The 21573-nt window shown below is 67.4% G+C and carries 18 protein-coding genes; 4 read left to right on the top strand and 14 right to left on the bottom strand.

The features are described 5' to 3' along the window. Window positions 1-51: 51 nt before the first annotated feature. The gene (locus B2747_RS08160; protein WP_291158991.1) at window positions 52-762 is read left to right on the top strand and encodes a LolA family protein; all 711 of its coding nucleotides are present in this window, start codon (window positions 52-54) and stop codon (window positions 760-762) included. Between the two features lie 288 nt (window positions 763-1050). Here the strand turns inward: B2747_RS08160 and B2747_RS08155 are convergent, their stop codons facing one another. From B2747_RS08155 to prfA, 5 genes are read right to left on the bottom strand one after another with little or no spacing between them, the layout of a single operon-like run. Next, complete coding sequence (locus B2747_RS08155; protein ID WP_291158989.1) at window positions 1051-2700, bottom strand: S41 family peptidase; 1650 nt, start codon at window positions 2698-2700, stop codon at window positions 1051-1053. A gap of 15 nt (window positions 2701-2715) precedes the next feature. Beyond that, on the bottom strand, window positions 2716-3459 hold the full coding sequence (gene tmk, locus B2747_RS08150; RefSeq protein ID WP_291158985.1) for a dTMP kinase: 744 nt from the start codon (window positions 3457-3459) through the stop codon (window positions 2716-2718). A gap of 8 nt (window positions 3460-3467) precedes the next feature. Then, window positions 3468-3818 carry a YlbF family regulator gene (locus B2747_RS08145; RefSeq protein WP_291158979.1) on the bottom strand — a complete coding sequence of 117 codons (351 nt, stop codon included), beginning with the start codon at window positions 3816-3818 and terminating at the stop codon, window positions 3468-3470. A 46-nt stretch (window positions 3819-3864) separates the two neighbouring features. Beyond that, window positions 3865-4755, bottom strand: coding sequence for a peptide chain release factor N(5)-glutamine methyltransferase (gene prmC / locus B2747_RS08140; protein ID WP_291158976.1), 891 nt, complete (start codon window positions 4753-4755; stop codon window positions 3865-3867). After that, window positions 4748-5818: a peptide chain release factor 1 gene (gene prfA, locus B2747_RS08135; RefSeq protein ID WP_291158973.1), complete on the bottom strand. Its 1071-nt coding sequence runs from the start codon at window positions 5816-5818 to the stop codon at window positions 4748-4750. Before prfA ends, prmC begins: the two co-directional genes overlap by 8 nt. Before the next feature lie 142 nt (window positions 5819-5960). Here prfA and B2747_RS08130 point away from each other — a divergent pair, with 142 nt between their 5' ends. Further along, window positions 5961-6650, top strand: coding sequence for a Crp/Fnr family transcriptional regulator (locus tag B2747_RS08130; protein WP_291158970.1), 690 nt, complete (start codon window positions 5961-5963; stop codon window positions 6648-6650). A 79-nt stretch (window positions 6651-6729) separates the two neighbouring features. Beyond that, window positions 6730-7578, top strand: a complete 849-nt coding sequence (locus B2747_RS08125) for an MBL fold metallo-hydrolase (protein ID WP_291158967.1) — start codon at window positions 6730-6732, stop codon at window positions 7576-7578. Here the strand turns inward: B2747_RS08125 and B2747_RS08120 are convergent. The 9 genes from B2747_RS08120 to B2747_RS08080 all read right to left on the bottom strand — a co-directional run bounded on the left by B2747_RS08120 (window position 7562) and on the right by B2747_RS08080 (window position 19160). Beyond that, window positions 7562-9169, bottom strand: a complete 1608-nt coding sequence (locus tag B2747_RS08120) for a hydantoinase B/oxoprolinase family protein (RefSeq protein ID WP_291158964.1) — start codon at window positions 9167-9169, stop codon at window positions 7562-7564. The two genes, B2747_RS08125 and B2747_RS08120, sit on opposite strands and share 17 nt — an antisense overlap. After that, complete coding sequence (locus tag B2747_RS08115) at window positions 9166-9951, bottom strand: uracil-DNA glycosylase family protein (protein ID WP_291158961.1); 786 nt, start codon at window positions 9949-9951, stop codon at window positions 9166-9168. The genes B2747_RS08120 and B2747_RS08115 overlap by 4 nt, the downstream gene beginning before the upstream one ends. A gap of 19 nt (window positions 9952-9970) precedes the next feature. Further along, on the bottom strand, window positions 9971-11905 hold the full coding sequence (locus tag B2747_RS08110) for a hydantoinase/oxoprolinase family protein (protein ID WP_291158958.1): 1935 nt from the start codon (window positions 11903-11905) through the stop codon (window positions 9971-9973). Window positions 11906-11911: 6 nt separating this feature from the next. Continuing rightward, window positions 11912-13234, bottom strand: a complete 1323-nt coding sequence (locus B2747_RS08105; protein ID WP_291158955.1) for a DUF4105 domain-containing protein — start codon at window positions 13232-13234, stop codon at window positions 11912-11914. Window positions 13235-13302: 68 nt separating this feature from the next. Next, complete coding sequence (locus B2747_RS08100) at window positions 13303-14307, bottom strand: Gfo/Idh/MocA family protein (RefSeq protein WP_291158952.1); 1005 nt, start codon at window positions 14305-14307, stop codon at window positions 13303-13305. A gap of 24 nt (window positions 14308-14331) precedes the next feature. Next, complete coding sequence (locus tag B2747_RS08095) at window positions 14332-15723, bottom strand: SpoIID/LytB domain-containing protein (protein WP_291158949.1); 1392 nt, start codon at window positions 15721-15723, stop codon at window positions 14332-14334. Window positions 15724-15730: 7 nt separating this feature from the next. Then, window positions 15731-17044: a glutamate-1-semialdehyde 2,1-aminomutase gene (gene hemL / locus B2747_RS08090; protein ID WP_291158945.1), complete on the bottom strand. Its 1314-nt coding sequence runs from the start codon at window positions 17042-17044 to the stop codon at window positions 15731-15733. Next, a complete protein-coding gene (rimO, locus tag B2747_RS08085; protein ID WP_291158942.1) occupies window positions 17041-18462 on the bottom strand; it encodes a 30S ribosomal protein S12 methylthiotransferase RimO in 1422 nt (473 codons plus the stop codon). Before rimO ends, hemL begins: the two co-directional genes overlap by 4 nt. A 50-nt stretch (window positions 18463-18512) precedes the next feature. After that, entirely contained in the window at window positions 18513-19160 is a 648-nt protein-coding gene (locus B2747_RS08080; RefSeq protein WP_291158940.1) for a Uma2 family endonuclease, read from the bottom strand. A gap of 161 nt (window positions 19161-19321) precedes the next feature. Here B2747_RS08080 and B2747_RS08075 point away from each other — a divergent pair, with 161 nt between their 5' ends. After that, the gene (locus B2747_RS08075) at window positions 19322-21355 is read left to right on the top strand and encodes a tetratricopeptide repeat protein (RefSeq protein WP_291158939.1); all 2034 of its coding nucleotides are present in this window, start codon (window positions 19322-19324) and stop codon (window positions 21353-21355) included. Window positions 21356-21573: the final 218 nt, after the last annotated feature.

Raw genomic sequence — 21573 nt, 5'->3', positions numbered from 1 at the left:
TCGCGCGGCAACCGCCAGGCACCTCACCACGCGCCGCGGGTATTTCTCTTCATGCCTATCTCTACACACCGAAGCGCCGTCGCTGCGCTGACGAGCGCTGCGCTTACGAGCGCGGCACTCGCGATGGCCGTGCTGCCGGGCCAGTTGCAGGCGCAGAGTGCGGCCGAAGCCAGCTATGCGCGCGTGGCGCAGGCGTGGAAGGGTACGCGCACCCTCGAGGCGCAGTTCGAGCAGCGCATCACCAATCCCATTCTCGGCCGCACGGTGTCCAGCACCGGTGTGTTTCATCAGCAGCGACCTGGTAAGCTGTCCATCACCTTCACGCAGCCCGCAGGTGACCGCATCGTGGGTGATGGCAAGTCGCTGTGGGTGTATTTGCCCAGCAGCACGCCCGGTCAGGTGCTCAAGTTGCCGGCCAACGCCGACGGCGCCATCGTGGCGGACCTGCTGGGCCAGTTGCTCGACACGCCCACACGGGCCTTCGACATTTCCGGTGGTGAGGCGGCCACGGTGGATGGCCGCGCAACGCGTCGCGTACAGCTGGTGCCACGTCGTGGCACGAGTGCGCCGTTTCAGCGTGCGGTGCTGTGGCTCGATGACAAGGAGCCACGCCCGGTGCGCGTGCAGGTCATCGACGGCCAGGGGGTGGATCGCAGCATCACCCTGACCACCTGGCGACCCGATGCCACGTTGCCGGCCGATGCCTTCACCTTCAAGGTGCCCAAGGGCGTGAAGGTGTCGACCAAGCTGCCGGGCGCGTAAGCAAGAACGGCTCTTCCGGGTTTGCAGTAGGTTATGGCCGACCCGTTTACGATTGCCTCCTCTGCGCCCTCTGCGGTTCTCTGCGTGAGCGGTTGACGTTCCGGCCGCAGCACCGGCACTCGTTGCATCCGAGAGATCGCTAACAGCTCACGCTGAGAGAAGGAGAAAAGGAGGGCGCAGAGAGAAGCCGTCTGGGTCGAACTGCCTTGTCGCGGATGACGCGGATCGGGCGGAAACCACACGGATCAGAAATGCGGATTCACAATGACGATCGACGAGCCACTGAATCTACGGCGTCGTGGCCGGGACACTCACCGCGCGACGTTCGAGATTGCCGAACACATCACGCGGTGTCCGCGCCGCCTGCAGGATCTGTGCGGCGCGCTGCAAGGGCGCGTCGTCCTGCGTACGACGCAGGAACTCGGCATCCGGGCCAAAGGCCACGCGTGCCATTTCGTAGCCCAGCGACCTGGAAATCCACGGCGCGGCCGCGTCGAAGATGGCCCGAGGCGGTGCCACCTTGCGGCGCTCCATCTCGGCGTACACTTCGTCAAGCATGTCGCGCGTGACCGGGTCACCGGGCGTGATCATGCGACCCTTCTGCAACTGCGCCTGACGCGCGATAGCGGCGCGATAGGCCGCGAGATTCTTGCCCATGGCGCGTGCGAGCGCCTGCACCGGCAGCGGCGTGAGGGTGTCACCCACCACCACATCGGGTGTGATGCCACCGCCGCCAAGCACCGTACGGCCAGCATCGGTGCGATAGCGCGGGCGAATGGTGTCAGGCAGCGTCACGTCGTCATCGCCGGCCGGCTGTGCATCCTGATCGGGCTCGGGCGGTCGGCTGATGCTGCGGCCCACCGGGGTAAACCAGCGCGCGACCGTCAAACGCAACGCCCCACCCGACGACAGCGGATACACATTCTGCGCCGAGCCTTTGCCGAAGCTGGTCACACCGAGCACGATGGCGCGGTCGTGATCCTGCAGGGCGCCGGCCACGATCTCCGAGGCGCTCGCACTCGACTTGTCGATGAGCACCGAGAGGGGCAGCGTGGGCCAGCGCTGTGGCAGCGAGTCGGCATACACTTGCGGCGTGGTGCCGGGGCGTCCGCGCAATTGCACCACACTCTGCCCCTGATCGAGGAAGAGTTCGGCCACGGCCACACCCTGCTCCAGCAATCCACCCGGATTGCCACGCAGGTCGAGGATGAGCGAGCGCGCGCCCAGCTTCACCACGGAGTCCACCGCCAGTGCCACTTCGGTGGCGGTCTGTGCGCTGAACACGTTGATGTCGATATACCCCACGCCGTTCTGCAGCAGCGCGACCCGCTGCACCGCGCGCAAATGCACCTTGTCGCGTACCACCGAGAAGTTGAGACGCTGGTCGCCGCGCTGTACCACGAGCGCCACGGGGGTGCCCGCCTGCCCGCGAATGGCGCGCGAGACTTCGTCGCGCTCCCAGCCCTTGGTGGATTCCTTGTTCACTTCGATGATGCGGTCGCCGGCCAGGAGGCCGATGCGTTCGGACGGGCCACCGTGCACCGTTTCGATGACCACGGGCCAGCCATCACGAATGTCGATCTGCAGCCCAATTCCCGCGTAGGTGCCGCTCATGGCCTCATTGAGGCGACGCAGACGCTCGTCACTGAGGAACGAGGTGAACGGGTCCTGCAACTCCTGCAGCATGCCGGTGACGGCCTTGTCGTAGATGTCACCGGCATCGAGGGAGTCGACGTACTTCTGCGCCACGGCTGCGGCCACCTGATCGAACAGGCGTTCGCCACCAAGCGGAGGGCGGCTCGGCTGCGCCACCACATTGAGGTCGCGACCGGCCCACCAGCCACCGAGCGCCAGCAGAGCAACGAAGCCGCCGGCCGCCACGGTGGCGCGGGCGCGACGGGAATCCGTGCGAGGCGCGTCGGGAAGAATTTCGGGCATGTCAGTTATACGCGCTCAAGGCATCACAGGTGCCGGCGGGTGCGCCATCGTGTCCAATGGCGCCACGCCGGAGAGAGAGACACTGGCCGCACGCGCCGCGTCGCGGAACCGTTCCGGCCAACGCTGAACGAGCTGCGCGAGGCAACGCACGGTGACGGCATCCACCGAGGTATCGGCGTCCACGGCCACCACAGGCCCCACTTCGGGGTGCGCGTCCTGCCAGGCCGGTAACAGCGCCTCGGTGAAGGCCGCGCTCACCCGCTCGTGAAATGCCGACGTCTCCTGTTCCATGCGGTCCATCGCGCCACGCGCGGCGGCGCGCGCCTGGGCCGTGGCCAGCGGCATGGCCAGCAGGAGCGTGAGGTCGGGCGTACGTCCACCAGTGGCCAGCGCATTCACCCGGCGCAGACTCTCCATGGGCAGGCCACGTCCCGCGCCCTGATAGGCGTAGGTGGACAGCAGAAATCGATCGACGAGCACCACCGCGCCACGCGCGAGCGCCGGCTCGACCACGTCGTGCAGCAACTGTGCACGCGAGGCGGCAAAGAGCAGCGCCTCCGTGGCATGCGCCAGCGACGAGGCCGGATCGAGCAGCAGCGCACGAATGTGGTCGCCGGCGGGTGTCCCGCCGGGTTCGCGCACCGTCACCACGTCGAGGCCAACGGCCCGCAGCGTGTCGCCGAGTCGCTGCCACTGCGTGGTCTTGCCCACCCCTTCTCCGCCCTCGAGCACGAGGAAGAGACCCGTTGCTGGCGACATGCCGGGAATCACCCGAGAATGATGGGGCTGGTGGCGCCAGCGCGGATGCCGTCGGCAATCCACTGATTCACGCGCAGCATGAGCTTGTCGAAGTTGTCCTGCGCGGAGATTGCGCGCTGATACGCCGGATTGCCCTGCACCTGCTGCAGCAGCGCGTCGAGCTGCTGCTCCATGTCCGGCGTGGGCTCCTGCCCGCGATCTATCATGGCCTGCGCGTCCTGACGGATCTGCTCCATCTGCCGCAGAATCGTGGTGGCATCACGGTCGGCGTTGAGCGCTTCGCTGCTGCGCTTGACGGCCTTGTATTCCTCGCTCTGGCCGATGCTGCGCCCGAGATCCTTTGCCTTGTCTTCCAGCATGTGCGGGCCTCCCGGCCAATGATGTGCGAATGTTGTGCCGCGTGAGTCAGCCTGGCGTGCGGGCGATGAGCACGCGATCGCGACCGGACAGGTCCGGATGCACCACCACGTCCTGCCACCCCAGCGCCGCGGCCTCGCGCGCCGTCTGCTGCGCCCGGTTGGCGTCGAGTTCGAGCACCAGCCAGCCGCCGGGTTCCAGCAGCGACCGGGCGCCGGCCAGCAGCGCCCGATAACGTGCCATGCCCCCGTCGGCCGCAAACAGGGCCAGAGGGGGCTCCCAGTCACGCACCGAAGGCGGCAGCCCGCCGGCCTCGTCGTACGCAATGTACGGTGGGTTCGACACGATGACACGGGGGCGGAGACCGTTCAGCGGCGCGAGATCGGCCCCCAGCCGGAACTCGACCGGCGCGCGGCCTGCCGGAAGCGCCGCGGCGTTGGCCTTCGCCACGGCCAGCGCGTCCGCACTGACGTCAGTGGCCACGACCCGCTCGAACTGGCCTTCGCTGGCCAGGGCCAGCGCAATGGCGCCCGATCCGGTGCCGATATCCACCGCCACGCCCCCGGGGCGGTCTGCCGTGAGCGCGAGGGCATGCCCCACCACTTCCTCGGTCTCCGGACGCGGAATGAGCACGCGGGAATCGACCATGAGCTCCAAATGGCGAAACGGCGCCCACCCCACGGCGTAGGCCAGCGGCTCACCGCGCAATCGGCGGTGCAAGGCCTGCTCCACCCTTGCCATGTCCTCGGCGCTCAGGTGGTCGCCGCGCGCGCTGCGCTGGGACAGTGTACCAGGCGACAGGCGCAGCACGCCCGAGACCAGCAACTGGGCTTCGCGCGCGTGCTCATGCTCCAGGTCGTCGCTGCCCGGCTCCGCATCGGCAAGCAGCGTGCGACAACGCGCCAGCACATCGCGCAGCGTGCTCGACGACTCAGCCACTCAACCGTTCTTCGGCGTTGGCCAGGGCCAGCGCATCGATGAAGGGCGTGATGTCGCCATTCATGATGCCATCGATGTCGTACAGCGTGACCCCCACGCGGTGATCGGTGACGCGGCTCTGCGGAAAGTTGTAGGTGCGAATTTTTGCCGAGCGATCACCCGTGGACACCTGCGATTTGCGGAGCCGCGAACGCTCCGCTTCCTGCTCGGAGAGACGCAGGTCGAGCAATCGCGAACGCAGCACGTCCATGGCCTTCTGCTTGTTCTGCAACTGCGACTTCTGATCCTGCTGCGACACCACAATGCCCGTGGGAATGTGCGTGATGCGCACGGCGGAGTCGGTGGTGTTCACACTCTGTCCTCCGGGACCGGATGAGCGAAACACATCGATGCGCAGGTCCTTGTCTTCGATGCGCACGTCCACTTCTTCAGCCTCGGGCAGCACGGCCACGGTGGCGGCAGACGTGTGAATGCGACCCTGCGTTTCGGTGGCCGGCACACGCTGCACCCGATGCACACCCGACTCCCAGCGCAGCACGCCGAAGGCCCCATCACCGCTCACCTTGAAGACTGCTTCCTTCACGCCACCGAGCGCACCTTCAGAGAACGAGATCATTTCCATGCGCCAGCCGCGGCGCTCGATGTAGCGCGAGTACATGCGCTGCAGGTCGGCGGCAAAGAGACCGGCTTCGTCGCCACCCGTGCCGGCACGGATTTCCACGATGGCCGGTCGGTCGTCGAGGGGGTCGCGCGGAATGAGCAGCGGCAGCAACGCCTTCTCGAGCGCGGCACACTCGGCTTCGAGCCGGGTAACCTCAGCACGGGCCTCGGCGGCAAAGTCCGCGTCATCTCCCGATGCCATCTCCCGCGCATCGGCCAACTCCTGCTCGGCCTTGGCAAGTCGGTTGGCCTTGGCCACGACCTCGGCCAGGCGATGATGCTCCCGACCCAGGTCCGCCAAACGGGTGGCATCCCGGGTGGTTTCAGGGTCGGCCAGCAGTTGCTCCACCTCGGTGGCGCGCTCCAGCGCCTCGGTGATGCGGTCCCGAAGGTGGCTCAGCATGAAACTGGGACGAAATCGGTGATTCGGGTCACAGCGCGGTACGGACCCCGGACGTTAAGCTCCATCACGGAAAATACACGAGCTGAGGTGAGAGAACATGGTGACCTTTGGCACGCAACCGATGCGCTTCACGCCTTCCTCCATGAGCGTTTCGCTCGACCGCATTGCGGACTTCCTGTCCACAGTGCCCCTGTTCCGTGAACTGGACCGTCAGGCCCTGCGCGGATTCGCCGAAGTCACCCGCGAGCAGCGGGTGGCCAAGGGTGCGCTGGTTGTCACTGAGGGTGACGCCGGCGACGCCCTGTATGTGGTGCGCTCGGGCGAGGTGAAGGTGGCCCTGCCCGGTGACGAGGGCCGCGAGGTCATCCTCGGCATCCTGGGTGTGGGCGACCACTTTGGTGAACTCTCGCTCGTGGACGGTCGTCCACGCAGCGCGCACGTGGTGGCCACGCAGCCGTCCACGCTGATTGTGCTGCGCCGGGCCGAATTCCGTCGGCAGGTGGAGCAGAATCCGCAGGTGGCCTGGGGGCTCATGGTGGAGCTCTCGCGTCGACTGCGTCAGGCCGACGGCACGATTGGCAGCCTCGTGCTGCTGGACGTCCCGGGGCGAGTGGCGCGCGTGCTGCTCGAGCACGCCGGGCCCGGCGAGCCGGCCACCCTGATCAAGCAACTCACGCATCAGACCATGGCGCACATGATCGGCGCCAGCCGCGAAACCGTGAGCCGCGCGATGGCCGAGTTCCAGGAGAAGGGCTTCATCTCGGTGCAGCGTCGTGTGGTGACCATCACCGATCGGGCGGCGCTGGAATCCCGCTCGCGCCCGCGGATCTGATCGGGGCGTCGGGCAGCACATGAGTACCGGGGGCCCACCGCCCACCGCGCGTCCCGAGCCCACGAGGCCGAGGGCGCGCGTGCGTTTCTGGGGCACACGGGGCACGGTGTCGTCACCCGGCCCGCGCACGGTGCGCTATGGGGGCAACACGCCCTGCATCACCGTGGAGGTGGACGGCCAGGCGCCGCTCATTCTCGACGCGGGCACCGGCATTCGTGGGCTTGGAGCACATCTGGTTGCGACGACACGCGACGAGCCACTCACGCTCATGCTCACACATCGTCACAGTGATCATGTGCTGGGTCTGGCGCACTTCGCACCGATGTTTGCGTGGCGCTCGTCCATCACGGTGTATTGCGGCGACGGTGAGGCCACCTCGCTCGAGAGCTTCTTGCTGCAGCTGCTGTCGCCGCCGCTGGTGCCGTATATCGAAGGCGTGACCACACGCCTCACCGTGGCGGAGTGGGCCAATCTCGCCCCCCTGGCGCTTGGCGCACTCACGGTGGTGCGGTGCAAGGCGCAGCATCCCGGTGACGCCGCCGTCCTGCGTGTGGACGATGCAGGCGGCGCTCTCGTGGCCTACGCGCCCGACAATGAGCTCGCGTATCACGACAACAGTCCACCGGTGCAGACCTGGCGACGCGAGTTGACCAGTCAATTGCACGGCGTGCCGATGCTCGTGCACGACGCCACGTATGTAGATGAGGAACTCGCCGCGCATCGCGGCTGGGGCCACTCGTCAGCCGCCGAGGCCACGCGCTTTGCCATGGAATGCGAAGCGCGCACGCTGGTACTGTTCCATCATCATCCGGACCGGGATGATGCCGCCGTCGAGCGCATTGTGGACCACGCGCGTGAACAGGTGCAACGCGCCGGCGCCTCGCTGCGCGTGATCGCGGCCTGGGAAGGACTTACGCTGGCGGTGTAGCGACGTCTCCGCGACGCTCGTCGGGTGTACCCCAGCCTCCACCACCCGGCGTTTCGATGCTGAGGACATCACCGGCCTGCATGCTGACGCGTGTCTTGGCGGGCAGCACGACGTCGTTGAGACGGTTCACACCGCACTGCCCCGCCCCGCCACCTTCTGCGCCCGGCGGCGCCACAAGACGACGTTCCGTCAGCAAGGTGGCGGTGCAGGCCTCGAGCGCCTGATAGCGACGCACCACACCATGTCCGCCGCGATGCCGTCCGTCGCCACCACTGCCACGACGTATCGCGTACTCCAGCACACGCAGCGGATAGGCGCGCTCCAGCGCTTCAATGGGTGTGTTGCGCGTGTTGCTCATGCCCACATGCACGGCATCCGGCCCCGCACCACGTCGGCTCGCGCCCTGCCCACCGCCCAGGGTTTCGTAGAACGACCAACCGGGCGCTCCCATGGTGACATTGTTCATGGTGCCCTGACCGGCCGCGGGCAGCACGGGCAGGCTGCCGTCAGTGGCCGCGCGATGGCGACTACCCTCGGCCAGCGCGGCAAAGATCACATCGGTGAGTCGCTGCGACAGTTCCACGTTGCCGGCGGCCACCGCCCGCGGCCGCTTGGCGTTGGCCACGCAGTCATCGGGGATGCTGAGGCGCAGCGCGCGGGCCACGCCATCGTTCACGGGCACATCATCGTCGCAGAGCACACGCAGCACAAACACCGCGGCCGCACGCGCCACGGCCGGCGGGGCATTCACGTTGCCACGAACGGCCGGACTGGTACCGGTGAGGTCGAGATGCAGCGTGCTGTGCTCCACTCGCGCGTGAACCACCACGGGAATGGCCCGCTCGTCCACGCCATCGCCCTCCAGCACATCCTGCGCCCGGCCGCTCAGACCATCGAGCGTGGACAGTCGCATGCGCACCCGGCGTTCGGTGTAGTCGAGCAGTGCGTCCACGGCCTGCGAAAGCTGATGCTCGCCGAGGTGGTTCCACAGCGCCTGCCAGCCCCGCGTGCCGGCGGCGCAGGCGGCGCGTTGTGCGCGCAGGTCGCCGTCTCGCTCATCGGGTGTGCGCACATTGGCCAGCACGAGACGCAGCACGTCGTGCTGCACCGTGCCCGTGCGTTCGATGCACACCGGTGGCACGATGAGCCCTTCCTGATAGAGCTCCGTCGCGCCAAACGGCATGCTGCCGGGACTCATGCCGCCCACATCGGCGTGATGCGCACGCACGGCCGTGTAGCCAATGATGCGCGCGGCCTCATGCGGGTGGGCCACGGCCTCCACCATGGTGAGATCGGGCAAGTGCGATCCACCATGCGAAGGGTCGTTGAGCAGGTACACGTCGCCAGCGCGGGCTCCCGCTTCGCGCACCGCGGCCACGGCTTCGGGCATGGCACCGAGATGTACCGGAATGTGGGCAGCCTGTGCCACCATGCGACCGGCCGCGTCGAACACGGCGCACGAGGCATCACGCCGCTCGCGGATGTTGGGCGAGATGCTGGCCCGTTCCAGCAGCGTGCCCATTTCCTCTGCGAGCATGGCCACCTGCTGCGCAAAGACCGTGAGCTGCAGTGGATCGAACGTGGTGGTCATGTTTCGGGCGCGACGGTATCGGGCGCCACAGTGTCGGGCGGCACTGTGTCGGGCACGACGAAGCCCAGCTCCACCACCGCTGCCTGACAGCGTGCCTGCCACTGCGCCTGGAGATCCGCCATGCGCGAACCCTTGCCGCGATTGGGCGCCATGGAGAGCAGGCCCTGCGCACTGGGATGCACCACCGACTGCGTGCGCAGCGTGAGATCCGGGCGCGTGCTCAATAAAAACTCCACGGTGCTCGTGGCCACCCGCCCCAGTGTGAGCACGCCGCGGAGACCACGCGGGAGGAGACGCTCCATGTCGGCGGCGAGACGACTCAGATTGTCCGGGCTTTGCAGTTCGCGGCGGGCCGGTGCACGAAAGCGGAAGCCGTCGTCGGTTGGGCAGCGATCGAGTGCATTGGTGAGGGCCACGCCATGTGCGGTGGGCCTGTAGGCACGACGGCGCAGCGCGTTGCCATCCCAGGCCACGGTATCGTAGGTACGCGGCAGTGTCACGGCGCCAATCGCGGCAAGCGCCGTGTACAGGTGCTTGCCCGCCGCGTCGCCCCAGAACGGAATGTTGCTCTTGTCTGCACCACGTGGTCCGGGCGCCTCGCCAACAATGAGCACATGCACCGGACCATCGGGCGGCACCAACATGGGGACCGGCGCGCCAATGATGCGACCAGCCAGCGGGTGCTGGTCTTCGGTGTCGATCTGCATGTCGCGATCTCGTGCGTCGTCGCGAAGCAATTCGCGCCCCATGGCGATGAACAACGGTCCGTCAGGCTTGTGCACGTGCCACGCTCCAATGAATTCAGGTGAGGCGTTCAAGCATCCAACCGCCGACATCGAGCGCCGTGGCCCGCCAGCCGCTTGCCACATGCAGCGTAGCATCGGGCAGCGTGATGACCGCCGGTCCGTCGAGTGGCCGTGCATGGGCCGCATCGGCCGCAGCCCGCTCGAACACGGCGGGCCAGGCGGCGTGCTGCACCGCCGTGCGCAGACTGATGCACTCGACGTCGCGCGGCAGCACGTAGCCCGTGCGTTCCCGATGCCGCTCACCAAAACGTGCAATCACGTGGGACAGGCGGTCCTCGATGGACACGGGGATATCGAGCTCATAGCCTTGCCCCACGTAGCGCGTGCGCAGCCACCAGCTGGTGTCGGCGGGTGCCCCGCCGAGTGCGCTCGCGGCCGCACGCAGCGTATCGTGGAGTGCTTCGTCCGACCACGACGCGAGCGCCACGACACAATTGCTGATGCGTTCGCGTCGTTCCGGTGCCATGGCCAAACCAAGCGCGCTCAGCACGCCGGCGTGCGGCGGGATGACGATGCGTGTCATGCCGAGCCGATCGGCGAGTCCGCAGGCGTGCAGCGGCCCACCGCCGCCGAAAGCCATGAGCGGCATGTCGCGCGGATCGATGCCACGCTCCACCGATATCCGACGCAGTGCGCGCGCCATGGTGGCATCGGCCGTCTGCACAATGGCCTCCGCTGCGCGCGTCACACTCACGCCCAGCGGCTCCGCCACTCGCTCCACCGCGCGCTGCGCGAGATCGGCATGGATGTGCACGCCGCCACTCCATGCGCCGCTGGCAATGTGACCCAACACGACATGGGCATCGGTGACGGTGGGTTGTGTGCCGCCGCGTCCGTACGCAGCTGGCCCCGGACTCGCGCCCGCACTGTGTGGCCCCGTGCGCAGCGCACCGCCGTCATCAATCCAGGCCACGCTGCCGCCACCCGCCGCCACGGCTTCCACCAGTACGCGTGGCAGCGCAATGGGTACGCCGCCGACGCTGCTCCCGCGCTCCACCAACGGCTCGCCGCCGTCGATCAGACCCACGTCGGCACTGGTGCCGCCGATGTCGATGGTGAGCGCGCGTGAGAGACCCAGCACGCGGGCAAAGGCCGCCGCACCGGTCACACCGCCCGCCGGGCCAGAGAGGGCCAGAGCGGCCGCATGCTGCGCCGCGTCTGACGCGGGCAGCGTGCCGCCCGACGAGGTCATGACGCGAGGCGCGGGATAATCCTGTTGCGCGAGGCGCGCAGACAAGGCGCCCAGATATTGCCGCACGGCGGGCCGCGCATAGGCCTCGGCCACGGTGGTGGCGCTGCGCTCGTATTCGCGCATTTCGGGCAGGACGGCATGACTGCACACCACGTCGACACTGAGGCCGCGCGCCGTGGCTTCCTCTTCAATGGCTGCGGCGAGTTGCACTTCGTGCGAGGCGTTTTCGTAAGCGTGCAGCAGCGTTATGGCCACGGTATCGGGCTCACGGTCCAGCACCGCCGAGGCCACACGCGCGCACTCCTGCGGGGTCAGCGACTGCAGCACGTCACCGGGCACGAGCCGTTCGTGCACGCTCACGACATCGGCATGACCAACCAGCGGATCGGGGTGGTGCAGCGTGAGGTCGTACAGCGAGGCGCGTTCCTGCCGCCGGAGTTCCAGCAGGTCCGTGAAACCTGCCGTGGCGCAGGCCACCACGCGCGCGCCGCGCCGCTCGAGCAGCAGGTTGGTGACCACGGTGGTGCCGTGCGCTATGTGCGCAATGTCTTTCGCCGGCACCCCGGCTTCACTGAGCGCGTGCAGCACCGCGCCCGCGCGGTCGCCGGGCTGACTCAACACCTTGACCGTGCGCACGCGACCGTCGGCGTGCAGCGCGACCAGATCGGTGAAGGTCCCGCCGACATCGATACCGATGGCCACCGTGCCCATGTCGCTCGCGGGGCGTCCTTCACGCATGTCGGCTCATGCCCTCAGGGCCGGCGGCAGCTGCCGTCGCCAGGCGGCCAGCGCGAAGCCCACGTGTATGGGGGCGATAACAAGCGCCACCACCATGCTGCCCTGCATGAGCCCGGGCACCACCAGACCCAGCCATCCCATCATGGCCGAGATGGCCACGAGCGCGGCGCTGGCACGCGCCGCTTTGCCTACGCGCCCCGCATGATCACGCCAGGGCCACAGACAGGCTGCCGCCAACAGCAGCGGCGAGATGAGCAGCACCGACATGTTGCTGCCCATATATGGCTTGTGCTTGGTGACCGTACCGGCCAGGAGCAGCGCGGTACCGAGCACCCCACCGGTGAAGTACCAGAGCACGCCCACAATGCTGAGTCCGAGCGACGATGACCGGGGCGACGAACGAACGGCGCCTCGGGCCTCGGCCCTGGCCGACACCCGCGACGCTGTTGGCACATCGGGCACATCGCTTGAGCCGGCCCAGAGATACAGCAGCGCGGCCAGGCCAAAACCGATGAAGGCCGCCAACACCACGGGCTGTGGCGCGGTGGCCGGCATGGGGGCCCGGTTGGCCGCAAAGATCACCGAATCGGCTGTCACCAGCCGCTGATTGCCGACGCGCGTGGTGGCCAGCGCATCAGCGAGATGTTCGGGCAGGAATGCCGACTGCCAGGCCGTGAGCGGTGCATCAGCGCGGCGGCCAAGCGCCAAATGAATGCCCACAAACACCGGCAGGTTGTCCGCAGTGATACGCGCCGTTTCGCCACGCCAGGTGCGCTCGAGTGGCGCCGTGTGCCACTGTGACTGCAGCGCGCCGTTCAGCACCCAATCGAGCGCATCGCGCACGCGGGTGCTGCAATTGTCGTTGTAGTAGTCGTAACGATAGTACTTGTTGGCTTCCTGCGCATTCCACGCCACATAGTCGTACAGGGCGCCGCGCTGCATGGGCGTGAGCGCGAGGCGCTGCTCACGGATGCGGCGGTTCTCCGCGCGATACACCGCATTGAAGGCCTCGGTGTTGTAGCCCTCCATCCAGTAGCGCGTGTCGCCGGTGAGGAAGCGCCAGACAAAGTTCGGTTCACCGAATCCGAACATGCCCCAGTTGAACGCGAGGTCCTCACCGGTCAGCGTGTCACGTACGGCGAGCGCGATATGCCCGAAGCGCTCGAAGACCGCGTCGCCGGGCCCATACGTGTACAGTCGCACTTCGATGGACGCGCCACGCACGGCACGCAGGCTGTCGAGCGTGGCGTTCTGACCTGGCGGCGGCGGCGCAGGCGTCTGGGCCACGTTGTCGGGCAACGGCGCCTGCGCGAGCACGGGGGCAAACACGGGAGCCCCTGCGAAGCCGAGGCAACATGCTACGGCTACGCAGCGGGCCAGCCAACGAGGCGTCCGCATCAGAAGCGGATTTCCTTGCCGTCCTCGGCCGCCTTGTAGATGGCCTCCACGATGCGCTGGATGAGCACCTGATCGGTGGGCGGCTCATAGGGCGACTCGCCGCGAATGAGCGAGACGAAGTGCGCGATCTCCGCGCGATAACTCTGCTGAAACGCGCCTTCGCGCGCGGCCGCACCTGACGGCGACACATCCACCGGACGTCCGTTGAGTTCCTTGATGACGCGCAGCGGGGCGAGACGTGCCGAGCCACGCGTGGCGTGCGTCTCGAACCACCAGCGATCTTCATCGCCCACGTGCGCCCACGACAGATAGATGATGACCATCATGCCATTGGCGCACTCCATGAAGACCTGCATCTCGTCTTCCACCGCGCCGGCGCCACGTCCGCGGCGCATGTGTGACGAGAGTCGCACAGGCGCCGGTCCGTCGGCCAGCCACATGGCCAGGTCGAGCAGTGGCAGGCCATGCTCCATGAACACACCACCGCCCGACTCGGCGCGACGATTGCGCCAGCCATCGCCGCTCTTCTTGAGCTGCATGATGCCGGCGCGAATGCTGGTCACCTGCCCCAGTTCGCCGTTGCGAATGAACTGATCGAGCGCCTGCACATCGCTGCGAAAGCGCTGATTGTGTCCCACCACGAGGCAGCGATCGGCCTTCTGCGCCGCCGCGAGGCAGCGCTCCACACCACGCACGGTCAACGCCAACGGACGCTCGCAGAGCACGTGCAGCTTCTTGCGCAGCGCACTCAGTACGTGCGGCTCGTGCAAGTGATTGGGCGTGGCGATGACCACCGCGTCGAGTTCGTCGCTGTCGAGCAGCTCCTCGAAGTCCGTGTAGACGTCGGGCACCTCGAAGCGATCGGCCAGCGCGCGCGCCTTGGCGCCGTCGTTGTCGCACAGCGCCACGAGTGATGCTCCACGCATCTTGGCCAGCACAGGGATGTGGGTCAGTTGGGCAATGGCACCCGTTCCGACCACGGCGATACGTACGCCGTCCTTCATTCCACGCCTCCGGGGATGTCTGCGTCAGTCGGCGAAGCCGACAGCGGTCCCCGGATAATAGTGACGGAGGATGCTGCGGGCATCGGCCCCGGCACGCGCGCGTCCGATGGCACCCCACTGGCACATCCCCACTCCGTGGCCGTTGCCGGCGCCGCGCAGCGTGAGCGACGCGAGTCGCGCGCCGCGGCGGGCCTCGCGGTCCACGGTAAAGTACGTGCTCTGCAGCATGGCGCCACGCGCATCACGTAGCACCGCGCGAATATCCCGGGCTGCGATGGGCACGTCGCCGCGCTCGGTGGCCAGCACGAGGCTGGTGACCCGCCCCGAGGGGCCCGTCGCGCCGACCTTGATGCCGTGTACGGCCGCCGGCCGCGGGTCCCGGGCGCCCTGGGCCTGGAGGGCACTGCGCACGGCCGCCGCGAGCTGGGCCTCGTCGAACTCGGCGTGCCAGTGATTGCGCGGCGAGAGGTCGCAGAAGGGCCGTCCCGTCCGCGGATCGATGTCGCTGACGGGCTGCAGATAGCTCTCGGCTTTCACCCCACGCCAGGCTTCGGGCTGCGCTGCCGTGCGGCCGCCGCAACTGCTGTGAAACGGCGCGTCAACGGCCTTGCCGTTGTACCGCAGGACCAAACCGGCGGTGGCGTCAATGGCCGCGTTCACTACCGGATGCTCGGCCTCAACGCCGCCGTACACCTGATGCTGCACGGTGGCGGTGAGATTCCATCCGCTCACGGGCAGCTCCACACTGCCCTCTGGCACGCGCACATAGGTGTAGCTGCGCGCGGCAATGGCCTGCGCTTCGATGGCGGCGCGATCGGTTGCACTGCGGGTGCCGATTTCGAGCGGCACCACACCACGCAGATAGTCTTCGACCGGCAGGCGGTTGACGACCATGACGCCACTGTCGGTGGCCGTGAACCACAACTCGCCCCGGTAGCGCTTGCCGCTATAGCGCACAAAGGTCTCGCCCTCGAGTGGACGGGCCACGAAGGGACCTTTGCGCCAGGGCGTGGCATCACTGCCTTCGCCGGCCACGCGCAGCAGCCGGCCATTCTGCTCAATGCGCCAGGGCTCGTCGCCCTGTCCACGCACTAGGGCGCCACGTCCACCCTGTTCGTCAATGCGCCAACGCCCCGTGGCGCTCACCGGGGCCAGTCGCGCCCGACCATCAAGCGCGACATGGGCCATGCGATCACGGGCGCGCTCGAGGCGGCCTTCGGACACGCCAGCTACAACAGCCGGCGCTGCATTGCCTGCCGGGACCGGGGCGGCACTCGGCGCCTGATCGGGAACGCCGCGCGTAAGCGCCGGCGCACAAGCCACCGTCACCGCCGCCACGGTGGTGACCACCGCCACCACGAGCTGAGGGGCGAGTGCCCGCGCGTGGGCCTGCAGGCGACGACGTTCGCGCGACATGCTCCGTCTACTCCTGCCCGTTCACCGCGGCCTGCATGGCTTCGTCGAGACGATGCAGCGTCTCGCCGATTTCCTGCGGACCGTGAGCCGAGGACATGAAGGCCGCTTCGAAGGCGCTGGGCGCGAGACTCACGCCACGCCGACGCGCGGCATGAAAGAACTGCTTGAACAGCGTCACGTTGCTCTGCTGCGCTTCGGCGAAGGTGCGCACCGGACCCTCGTGAAAGAAGAAGCCCCACATGGAGCCGGCATGACTGGCCGTGAACGGCACACCCAAACGCGCCGCGATGTCGCGAAGCCCCTGCACCAGCGTGGCCGTTTGCGACACGATGCCGTCGTGCACCTCGCGCGTGAGGCCGGCCATGGTGGCAAGGCCCGCGGCCATGGCCAGCGGATTGCCCGACAGCGTGCCGGCCTGATACACGGGCCCGGTGGGCGCAATGCGCGCCATGAGCTCCTGACGACCGCCGTATGCCGCCACGGGCAAGCCGCCCCCGATGACCTTGCCCAGGGCGGTGAGGTCGGGGGTGACACCAAAGCGCTCAGCGGCGCCGCCAAAGGCGATACGGAATCCGGTCATGACTTCGTCAAAGACGAGCAAGGCCCCCGTTTCGTCAGCGATGCGGCGCAGTCCGGCAATGAAGCCTGGCTCGGGCTCGATGAACCCGCCGTTGCCCACCACCGGCTCGAGCAGGATGGCCGCCAGCGGCACCGCACGCGCGATGCGCTCGACGGCCTCGAGATCGTTGTAGGCGCAGGTGAGGGTGAGCTTGGCCAACGCGTCCGGCACGCCCGGGCTGTCGGGCAGGCCTAGCGTGGCCACGCCGCTGCCGGCGCGCACGAGAAACGCGTCGGCATGGCCGTGGTAGCAGCCTTCGAACTTGAGGAGATGTTCCCGTCCGGTGACGGCGCGGGCCAGACGCGCAATGCTCATGGCGGCTTCGGTGCCGCTGGACGTGAAGCGCACCATTTCGAGATGCGGCATGCGCGCGGCAATGGCATCGGCCAGTTCCACCTCACGCTCGGTGGGCATGCCGAAGCTCGTGCCATCCTGCATGGCGCGCTGCACGGCCTCCAGCACGTTGTCGGGCGCGTGGCCCAGCACCAACGGCCCCCACGACAGTACGTAGTCCAGATAGGCATTGCCGTCGGCATCCCACACCGTGGCGCCCTTGCCGCGCACGGCCACGAAGGGCTCACCACCGACGCCGCGGTAGGCGCGCACCGGAGAGTTGACGCCCCCCGGAAAACGCCGACGCGCCCGGTCCATGATGGCGGCCGAGCGCGTATTGCCCTGATACGGGGGAATGCGTGAGGTCATCGTCCGAAGCTCCCTGCACTGGTGGTGTCGATGCCGATGAGCGGCAGTGTGCGTCCCGTCTTCACGGGCGCTGCCACGGCGGGTTGTGTCACACCACCCAGCCAGGTGGCGCGGAAATCGTAGTCGTCCACGACAGCGTCGATGCGCACGTCGGCAAAGGCGCCGGCGCGCAACAGCCCGCTGTCGTGTGACGCGGGCACATGCACTTGCGTGAGGCCGTCGATGTCATCGGCCTGCCAGGGTGCGCGTGCCATCCAGAGGTTGGGTGCATCGCCCGGACGTTCGAGCAGGACCTGTGCGTCACGCCCCACGAAGCGCTCGTAGCGCTCGGCGGTAATGGCGCGCTGCAACTCCTCGATGCGCTCCTTGCGTTCCTGCTTGATGGACTCGGCCACGTCGTCGTCCATGGCAAAGGCGCGCGTGCCTTCCTGCGGCGAATAGGTGAAGACACCCACGCGATCGAACTGCATCTCCTCGAGGAAGTCGCAGAGCGTGAGGAAGTCGTCTTCGGTTTCGCCGGGGAATCCCACGATGACGCTGGTGCGCACGGCGAGATCGGGCACGATGGCGCGGTACTGCGCGAGACGCTCGCGAATGGTTTTCTGACGCTCGGGGCGACGCATGCGCGCGAGCACGGCGTCGCTGCCATGCTGCATGGGTGTGTCGAGCCAGCGCACGATGCGTGGATTGGCCGCAATGACCTCGAGCAGCCGCGGCGTGATGCCGGTGCTGTAGAGATACATGTTGCGAATCCACGGAATGCTGGTTTCCCGCACCAGGGCTTCGAGCAGTTCGGGCAGCGCGTTGCCGTCGCGGCGATCGCGTCCGTAGTGCGCGAGGTCCTGGGCCACGAGATTGACTTCGCGGGCGCCCTGCGCCTCGAGCAACTGCGCCTCGCGCACGAGGTCATCGAGCGCAAAGGAGCGATGCTTGCCACGCATGAGCGGAATGGCGCAGAAGGCGCAGCCGTGGTCGCAGCCCTCGGAGATCTTGAGATAGCGCACATGGGCGCTGTCGCCGCTGAAGAGCCGCACGCCGGGGTGCTCCACCAGCGAGCCGCCCAGCAGGCCGCGCTCCACCAGTTCCGGCACGAGACGGTCGGTCTCCGAGTTGCCGAGGAAGACGTCCACCTCGGGCAGCGCCTCGAGCAGCTCGTCCTTGTGGCGTTCCACCATGCAGCCGATGGCGAAGACGGCCTTCACGCCGCCGTCGTCCTTGAGGCGCGCGGCCTCGACGATGGCTTCGATGGATTCCGCCTTGGCGGCGTCGATGAAGCCGCAGGTGTTGACGACCACCACGTCGGCGTCGCGCAGATCCTGCACCGGCTCGGCGCCATGGGCGACGAGGTCAGCGAGGTAGCGTTCCGAGTCGACGGTGTTCTTGTCGCAGCCGAGGGTGACGAGACCGAACTTGAGCATCCGGGTAAGATAGCGGGTTCGGCCGTTCCGGGACGGGTCAGACCGGCCGGTCAGCAGTCGATTCCCGCCCAGATTGGCGCCAGTGCCATACGGAACGCCTCAGTGGCGCCCGCGGGGGCCCAGGTCAGCTGATCCGTGCAGACGACCGCAGTCTCTGCTGCCGGCGCCCACTGCTCAACGCGTTGGGCATCGATGTCCACCAGCCAGCATTCGACACCGGCCCGCTGAAAGCGGGGACGCTTGGTGAGACGATCATTGCGTGCGGTTCCCGGCGACAAGACCTCGATAGCCAGCACGGGTTGGGGAGCGGGCCCCTCTCCCAGCAGCACCGAGCGATCGCGCGCCGGCAGCACGACGACATCCGGCTGCACCAGTGTGTTCGGGTCGAGCACCACGTCTACCGGTGCCATGAAGACCACACCGACCGACAGTCCCGGCCCTTTCAGCCAGGTGCGGAGTTCGTGAAAGAACTCGCCGGCAACAAGTTGATGCGCCCGACGCGGCGACGGGGTCACGAACAGTGCCCCGTCCACCACTTCGTAGCGGTTACCGTCTTCGGGCAACGCCCAGACATCCTCGACGGACCAATGGCGCATCTGTCCGATTGGCATACCCATATTCTGCTCGGCGCTTGGCGTTTTGCGCAACTCGGCGTTGGCATGGTGCATCATGACGCTGACGGTGCGCGGCTGTGTCATCGGAACTACGCGAGTGGGGCCATGGGAACGCCATTGCTTGACGGGGTACTCCTCGGTGAGCAACGTCGACAGGTCATGCCGCAGAAACACCGCACGCCCTGAATTCCCGGATGGCTGGCGCGCTGTCTCTGCATCGAATCGCCCCCGTTTCCGGTCCCCCAATGTTTCGCATTTGCGCTGCCGCGCGACTTCGTCGGACCAGTGCATTGTGCCTGCTCGGCACGCTGAGCGTGGTGCTGCCCCCTGCACAGCTGCCTGCGCTCAGCACCGAATCGCCTGATTCGCCGCTGCATGGCGCGCGCCCTCCCCACAACAGGGCCGATTCCACACAGATCGTGCAACGTGCGCGGGAGGCCACGACGGCCTTTCTGCGCATTTGGCGACACGCCTGGCTACGCAGTGACTACGCACAGTGGACGGCGCTCGAACGGAGCATGCCGCGTAGCGACAATCCTCGCTACTCCTCACTCGGCTCCTACCAACACTGGTGCAACTTCGCCTGGAAGCCACCAGTTGCCCGAAACACACCTGAGCGCCAGAGTCACCTCATCCCGACTGCGACCGCGCCCTTGCCCTCGCTGATCTGTCCGACGTGGTCCATAAATCCGCGCTACGACGCAGACGCCAGTGTCGTCATCGACTCCGCCTTGACCACCGAAGAGCGCCGGGCCGTTGTTGCGGCCCGCGATTCATTGCTGACCGAGCTACGCACTGCCGTCTCACAACTGCCTGGTGATGGCTGGCTGCGCGCACAGTACATCCGGTTCCTGGTGGACCAGGGGTTCCATGACACCCGCTACCACGCAGAGGCGCTGTCCGCGGCGCAGTCCTGCCGCCGCGACCTCTGGTGGTGCGGCATGCTGGCCGGCTACGTGCACGCGAGGCAGGGTCGACTGGCGGAAGCGGGCGCGGCGTTCACGCAGGCGCGCGATGCGGCCCCAGAGGCTATTCGCTGTCAGGTGGACAATGTGGTCGGGCTAGTTGATCGGCGCGTAGTGCCCCGTGGCGTCACGCTGCCCGGCTCGTGCGCGGAGCATGCCGCCTTTGCGCGCACCCTCTGGTGGCTCGCCGATCCGTTCTGGTCTGATGCGCTGAACGAACGACAGATCGAACATGACGTGCGGACGACCCGTCTTCTGCTGGCCGCCAGTCTCCCTGTCAGCGAGCACTTCGACTGGAGCCCCAGTGATCCGACCGATGCGGTCGGGCAGCTGGTCACGCGCTACGGCTGGCCGTCCACGATGCACTGGTCGACTATCGTGCAGTCGAGAAAAACCGGGCCACCGACCTCAACCGCAAGTGTGCGATTTGAAACGGGCAAAGACCCGATTGAGCAGGCGCCGTCGGAAGGTGAAGCCTGGAACTGGTGGCCCTTCGAACACGCCACGCTTCCTCGGCCGCTCCACGCCGTGACGGAGTGGCAGGTGCAGCAGTGGCGACGTGCTGACCACGCACGCCTGGCGATCGCGACGCAGATGCCATCGCTGCGCCCGGCATTGGCCCCGCGCTCGAGTGACTCCCTGACCGCTAGTCTCATCGCCGCAGCCTCGCCGCTTGCGGTGCGCCCCATCGATGCGCGCCGCACATCCGCATTGCAGCCTGTGGTGCTTGCCGGCGCGCTCGCGTTCGACTCGTCGGTCGTATCGCTCGAGCTTCGTATGGACGCGCAGCGCGGCGTTGACGCGCGTTTGCGCCTGGGGCTGACAGCTGAACCACCGCTCGCGACACTGGCGGTGGGACAGGTGGCCATGGCGCAACCGGCGCTGCTCGCACCGCATTCCAGCTCAAGCGTTTCGATGGACAGCATCGAAGCGCACCTGTTACCCTCTACCACCGTGCTCGCGCAGTCCGTAGTCGGTCTCTATTTCGAGAGCTACGGTTTCGCAGCCGATGACTCCGTGCAATACACACTGCAGGTGGAGCGCCTGAATCGCCGGGGCGTGTTCGAGCGCGTTTCCGTGGCGCTCGGCGGCGGACGTGGAGACGCCAGCGGCAACCGCATTCAGTGGACCGACACCAGGCCCGGCGAATTGCTGTCTGCCTCATCGCAGGCGCCGTCAGTGCATGGCCGATATCTCACCCTGTCGACGGCTGGTTTGCGACCGGGGGACTATGCACTGACGGTCAGCATGCGATCCACCCGGGGCGCGCATGCATCGCGCAGTCGCCTGTTTCAGATTGTCGCCAATCGGTGACGGCGATCACGCGTACAATGCGATTTCGTCCCACCACTTTACTTTATCGGCCTCAACTTCGAAAACGGCGTTGACATGCTGCGTTCCACATTGAACAATGCGATTGCGCGCACTCATTGCGATGTGCGTTGCATTTGCGCCGTGCAATCCGCTCGGTGTGTCATCTCCAATCAATTCTTCCCACCATGACCCGCTTCAATCTGCAGCCGCGCGGCTGC

Source organism: Gemmatimonas sp. UBA7669 (genome assembly GCF_002483225.1).
Classification (GTDB): domain Bacteria; phylum Gemmatimonadota; class Gemmatimonadetes; order Gemmatimonadales; family Gemmatimonadaceae; genus Gemmatimonas.
This window is presented reverse-complemented; position numbering and strand designations above follow the sequence as displayed.

Bases quoted from the DNA above. Each gene is read 5' to 3' on its own strand.
- B2747_RS08160 (WP_291158991.1), top strand. From the start codon at position 52: ATGCCTATCTCTACACACCGAAGCGCCGTCGCTGCGCTGACGAGCGCT.
- B2747_RS08155 (WP_291158989.1), bottom strand. From the start codon at position 2,700: ATGCCCGAAATTCTTCCCGACGCGCCTCGCACGGATTCCCGTCGCGCC.
- tmk (WP_291158985.1), bottom strand. From the start codon at position 3,459: ATGTCGCCAGCAACGGGTCTCTTCCTCGTGCTCGAGGGCGGAGAAGGG.
- B2747_RS08145 (WP_291158979.1), bottom strand. From the start codon at position 3,818: ATGCTGGAAGACAAGGCAAAGGATCTCGGGCGCAGCATCGGCCAGAGC.
- prfA (WP_291158973.1), bottom strand. From the start codon at position 5,818: ATGCTGAGCCACCTTCGGGACCGCATCACCGAGGCGCTGGAGCGCGCC.
- B2747_RS08130 (WP_291158970.1), top strand. From the start codon at position 5,961: ATGAGCGTTTCGCTCGACCGCATTGCGGACTTCCTGTCCACAGTGCCC.
- B2747_RS08120 (WP_291158964.1), bottom strand. From the start codon at position 9,169: ATGACCACCACGTTCGATCCACTGCAGCTCACGGTCTTTGCGCAGCAG.
- B2747_RS08110 (WP_291158958.1), bottom strand. From the start codon at position 11,905: ATGCGTGAAGGACGCCCCGCGAGCGACATGGGCACGGTGGCCATCGGT.
- B2747_RS08100 (WP_291158952.1), bottom strand. From the start codon at position 14,307: ATGAAGGACGGCGTACGTATCGCCGTGGTCGGAACGGGTGCCATTGCC.
- B2747_RS08095 (WP_291158949.1), bottom strand. From the start codon at position 15,723: ATGTCGCGCGAACGTCGTCGCCTGCAGGCCCACGCGCGGGCACTCGCC.
- hemL (WP_291158945.1), bottom strand. From the start codon at position 17,044: ATGACCTCACGCATTCCCCCGTATCAGGGCAATACGCGCTCGGCCGCC.
- rimO (WP_291158942.1), bottom strand. From the start codon at position 18,462: ATGCTCAAGTTCGGTCTCGTCACCCTCGGCTGCGACAAGAACACCGTC.
- B2747_RS08080 (WP_291158940.1), bottom strand. From the start codon at position 19,160: ATGACACAGCCGCGCACCGTCAGCGTCATGATGCACCATGCCAACGCC.
- B2747_RS08075 (WP_291158939.1), top strand. From the start codon at position 19,322: ATGTTTCGCATTTGCGCTGCCGCGCGACTTCGTCGGACCAGTGCATTG.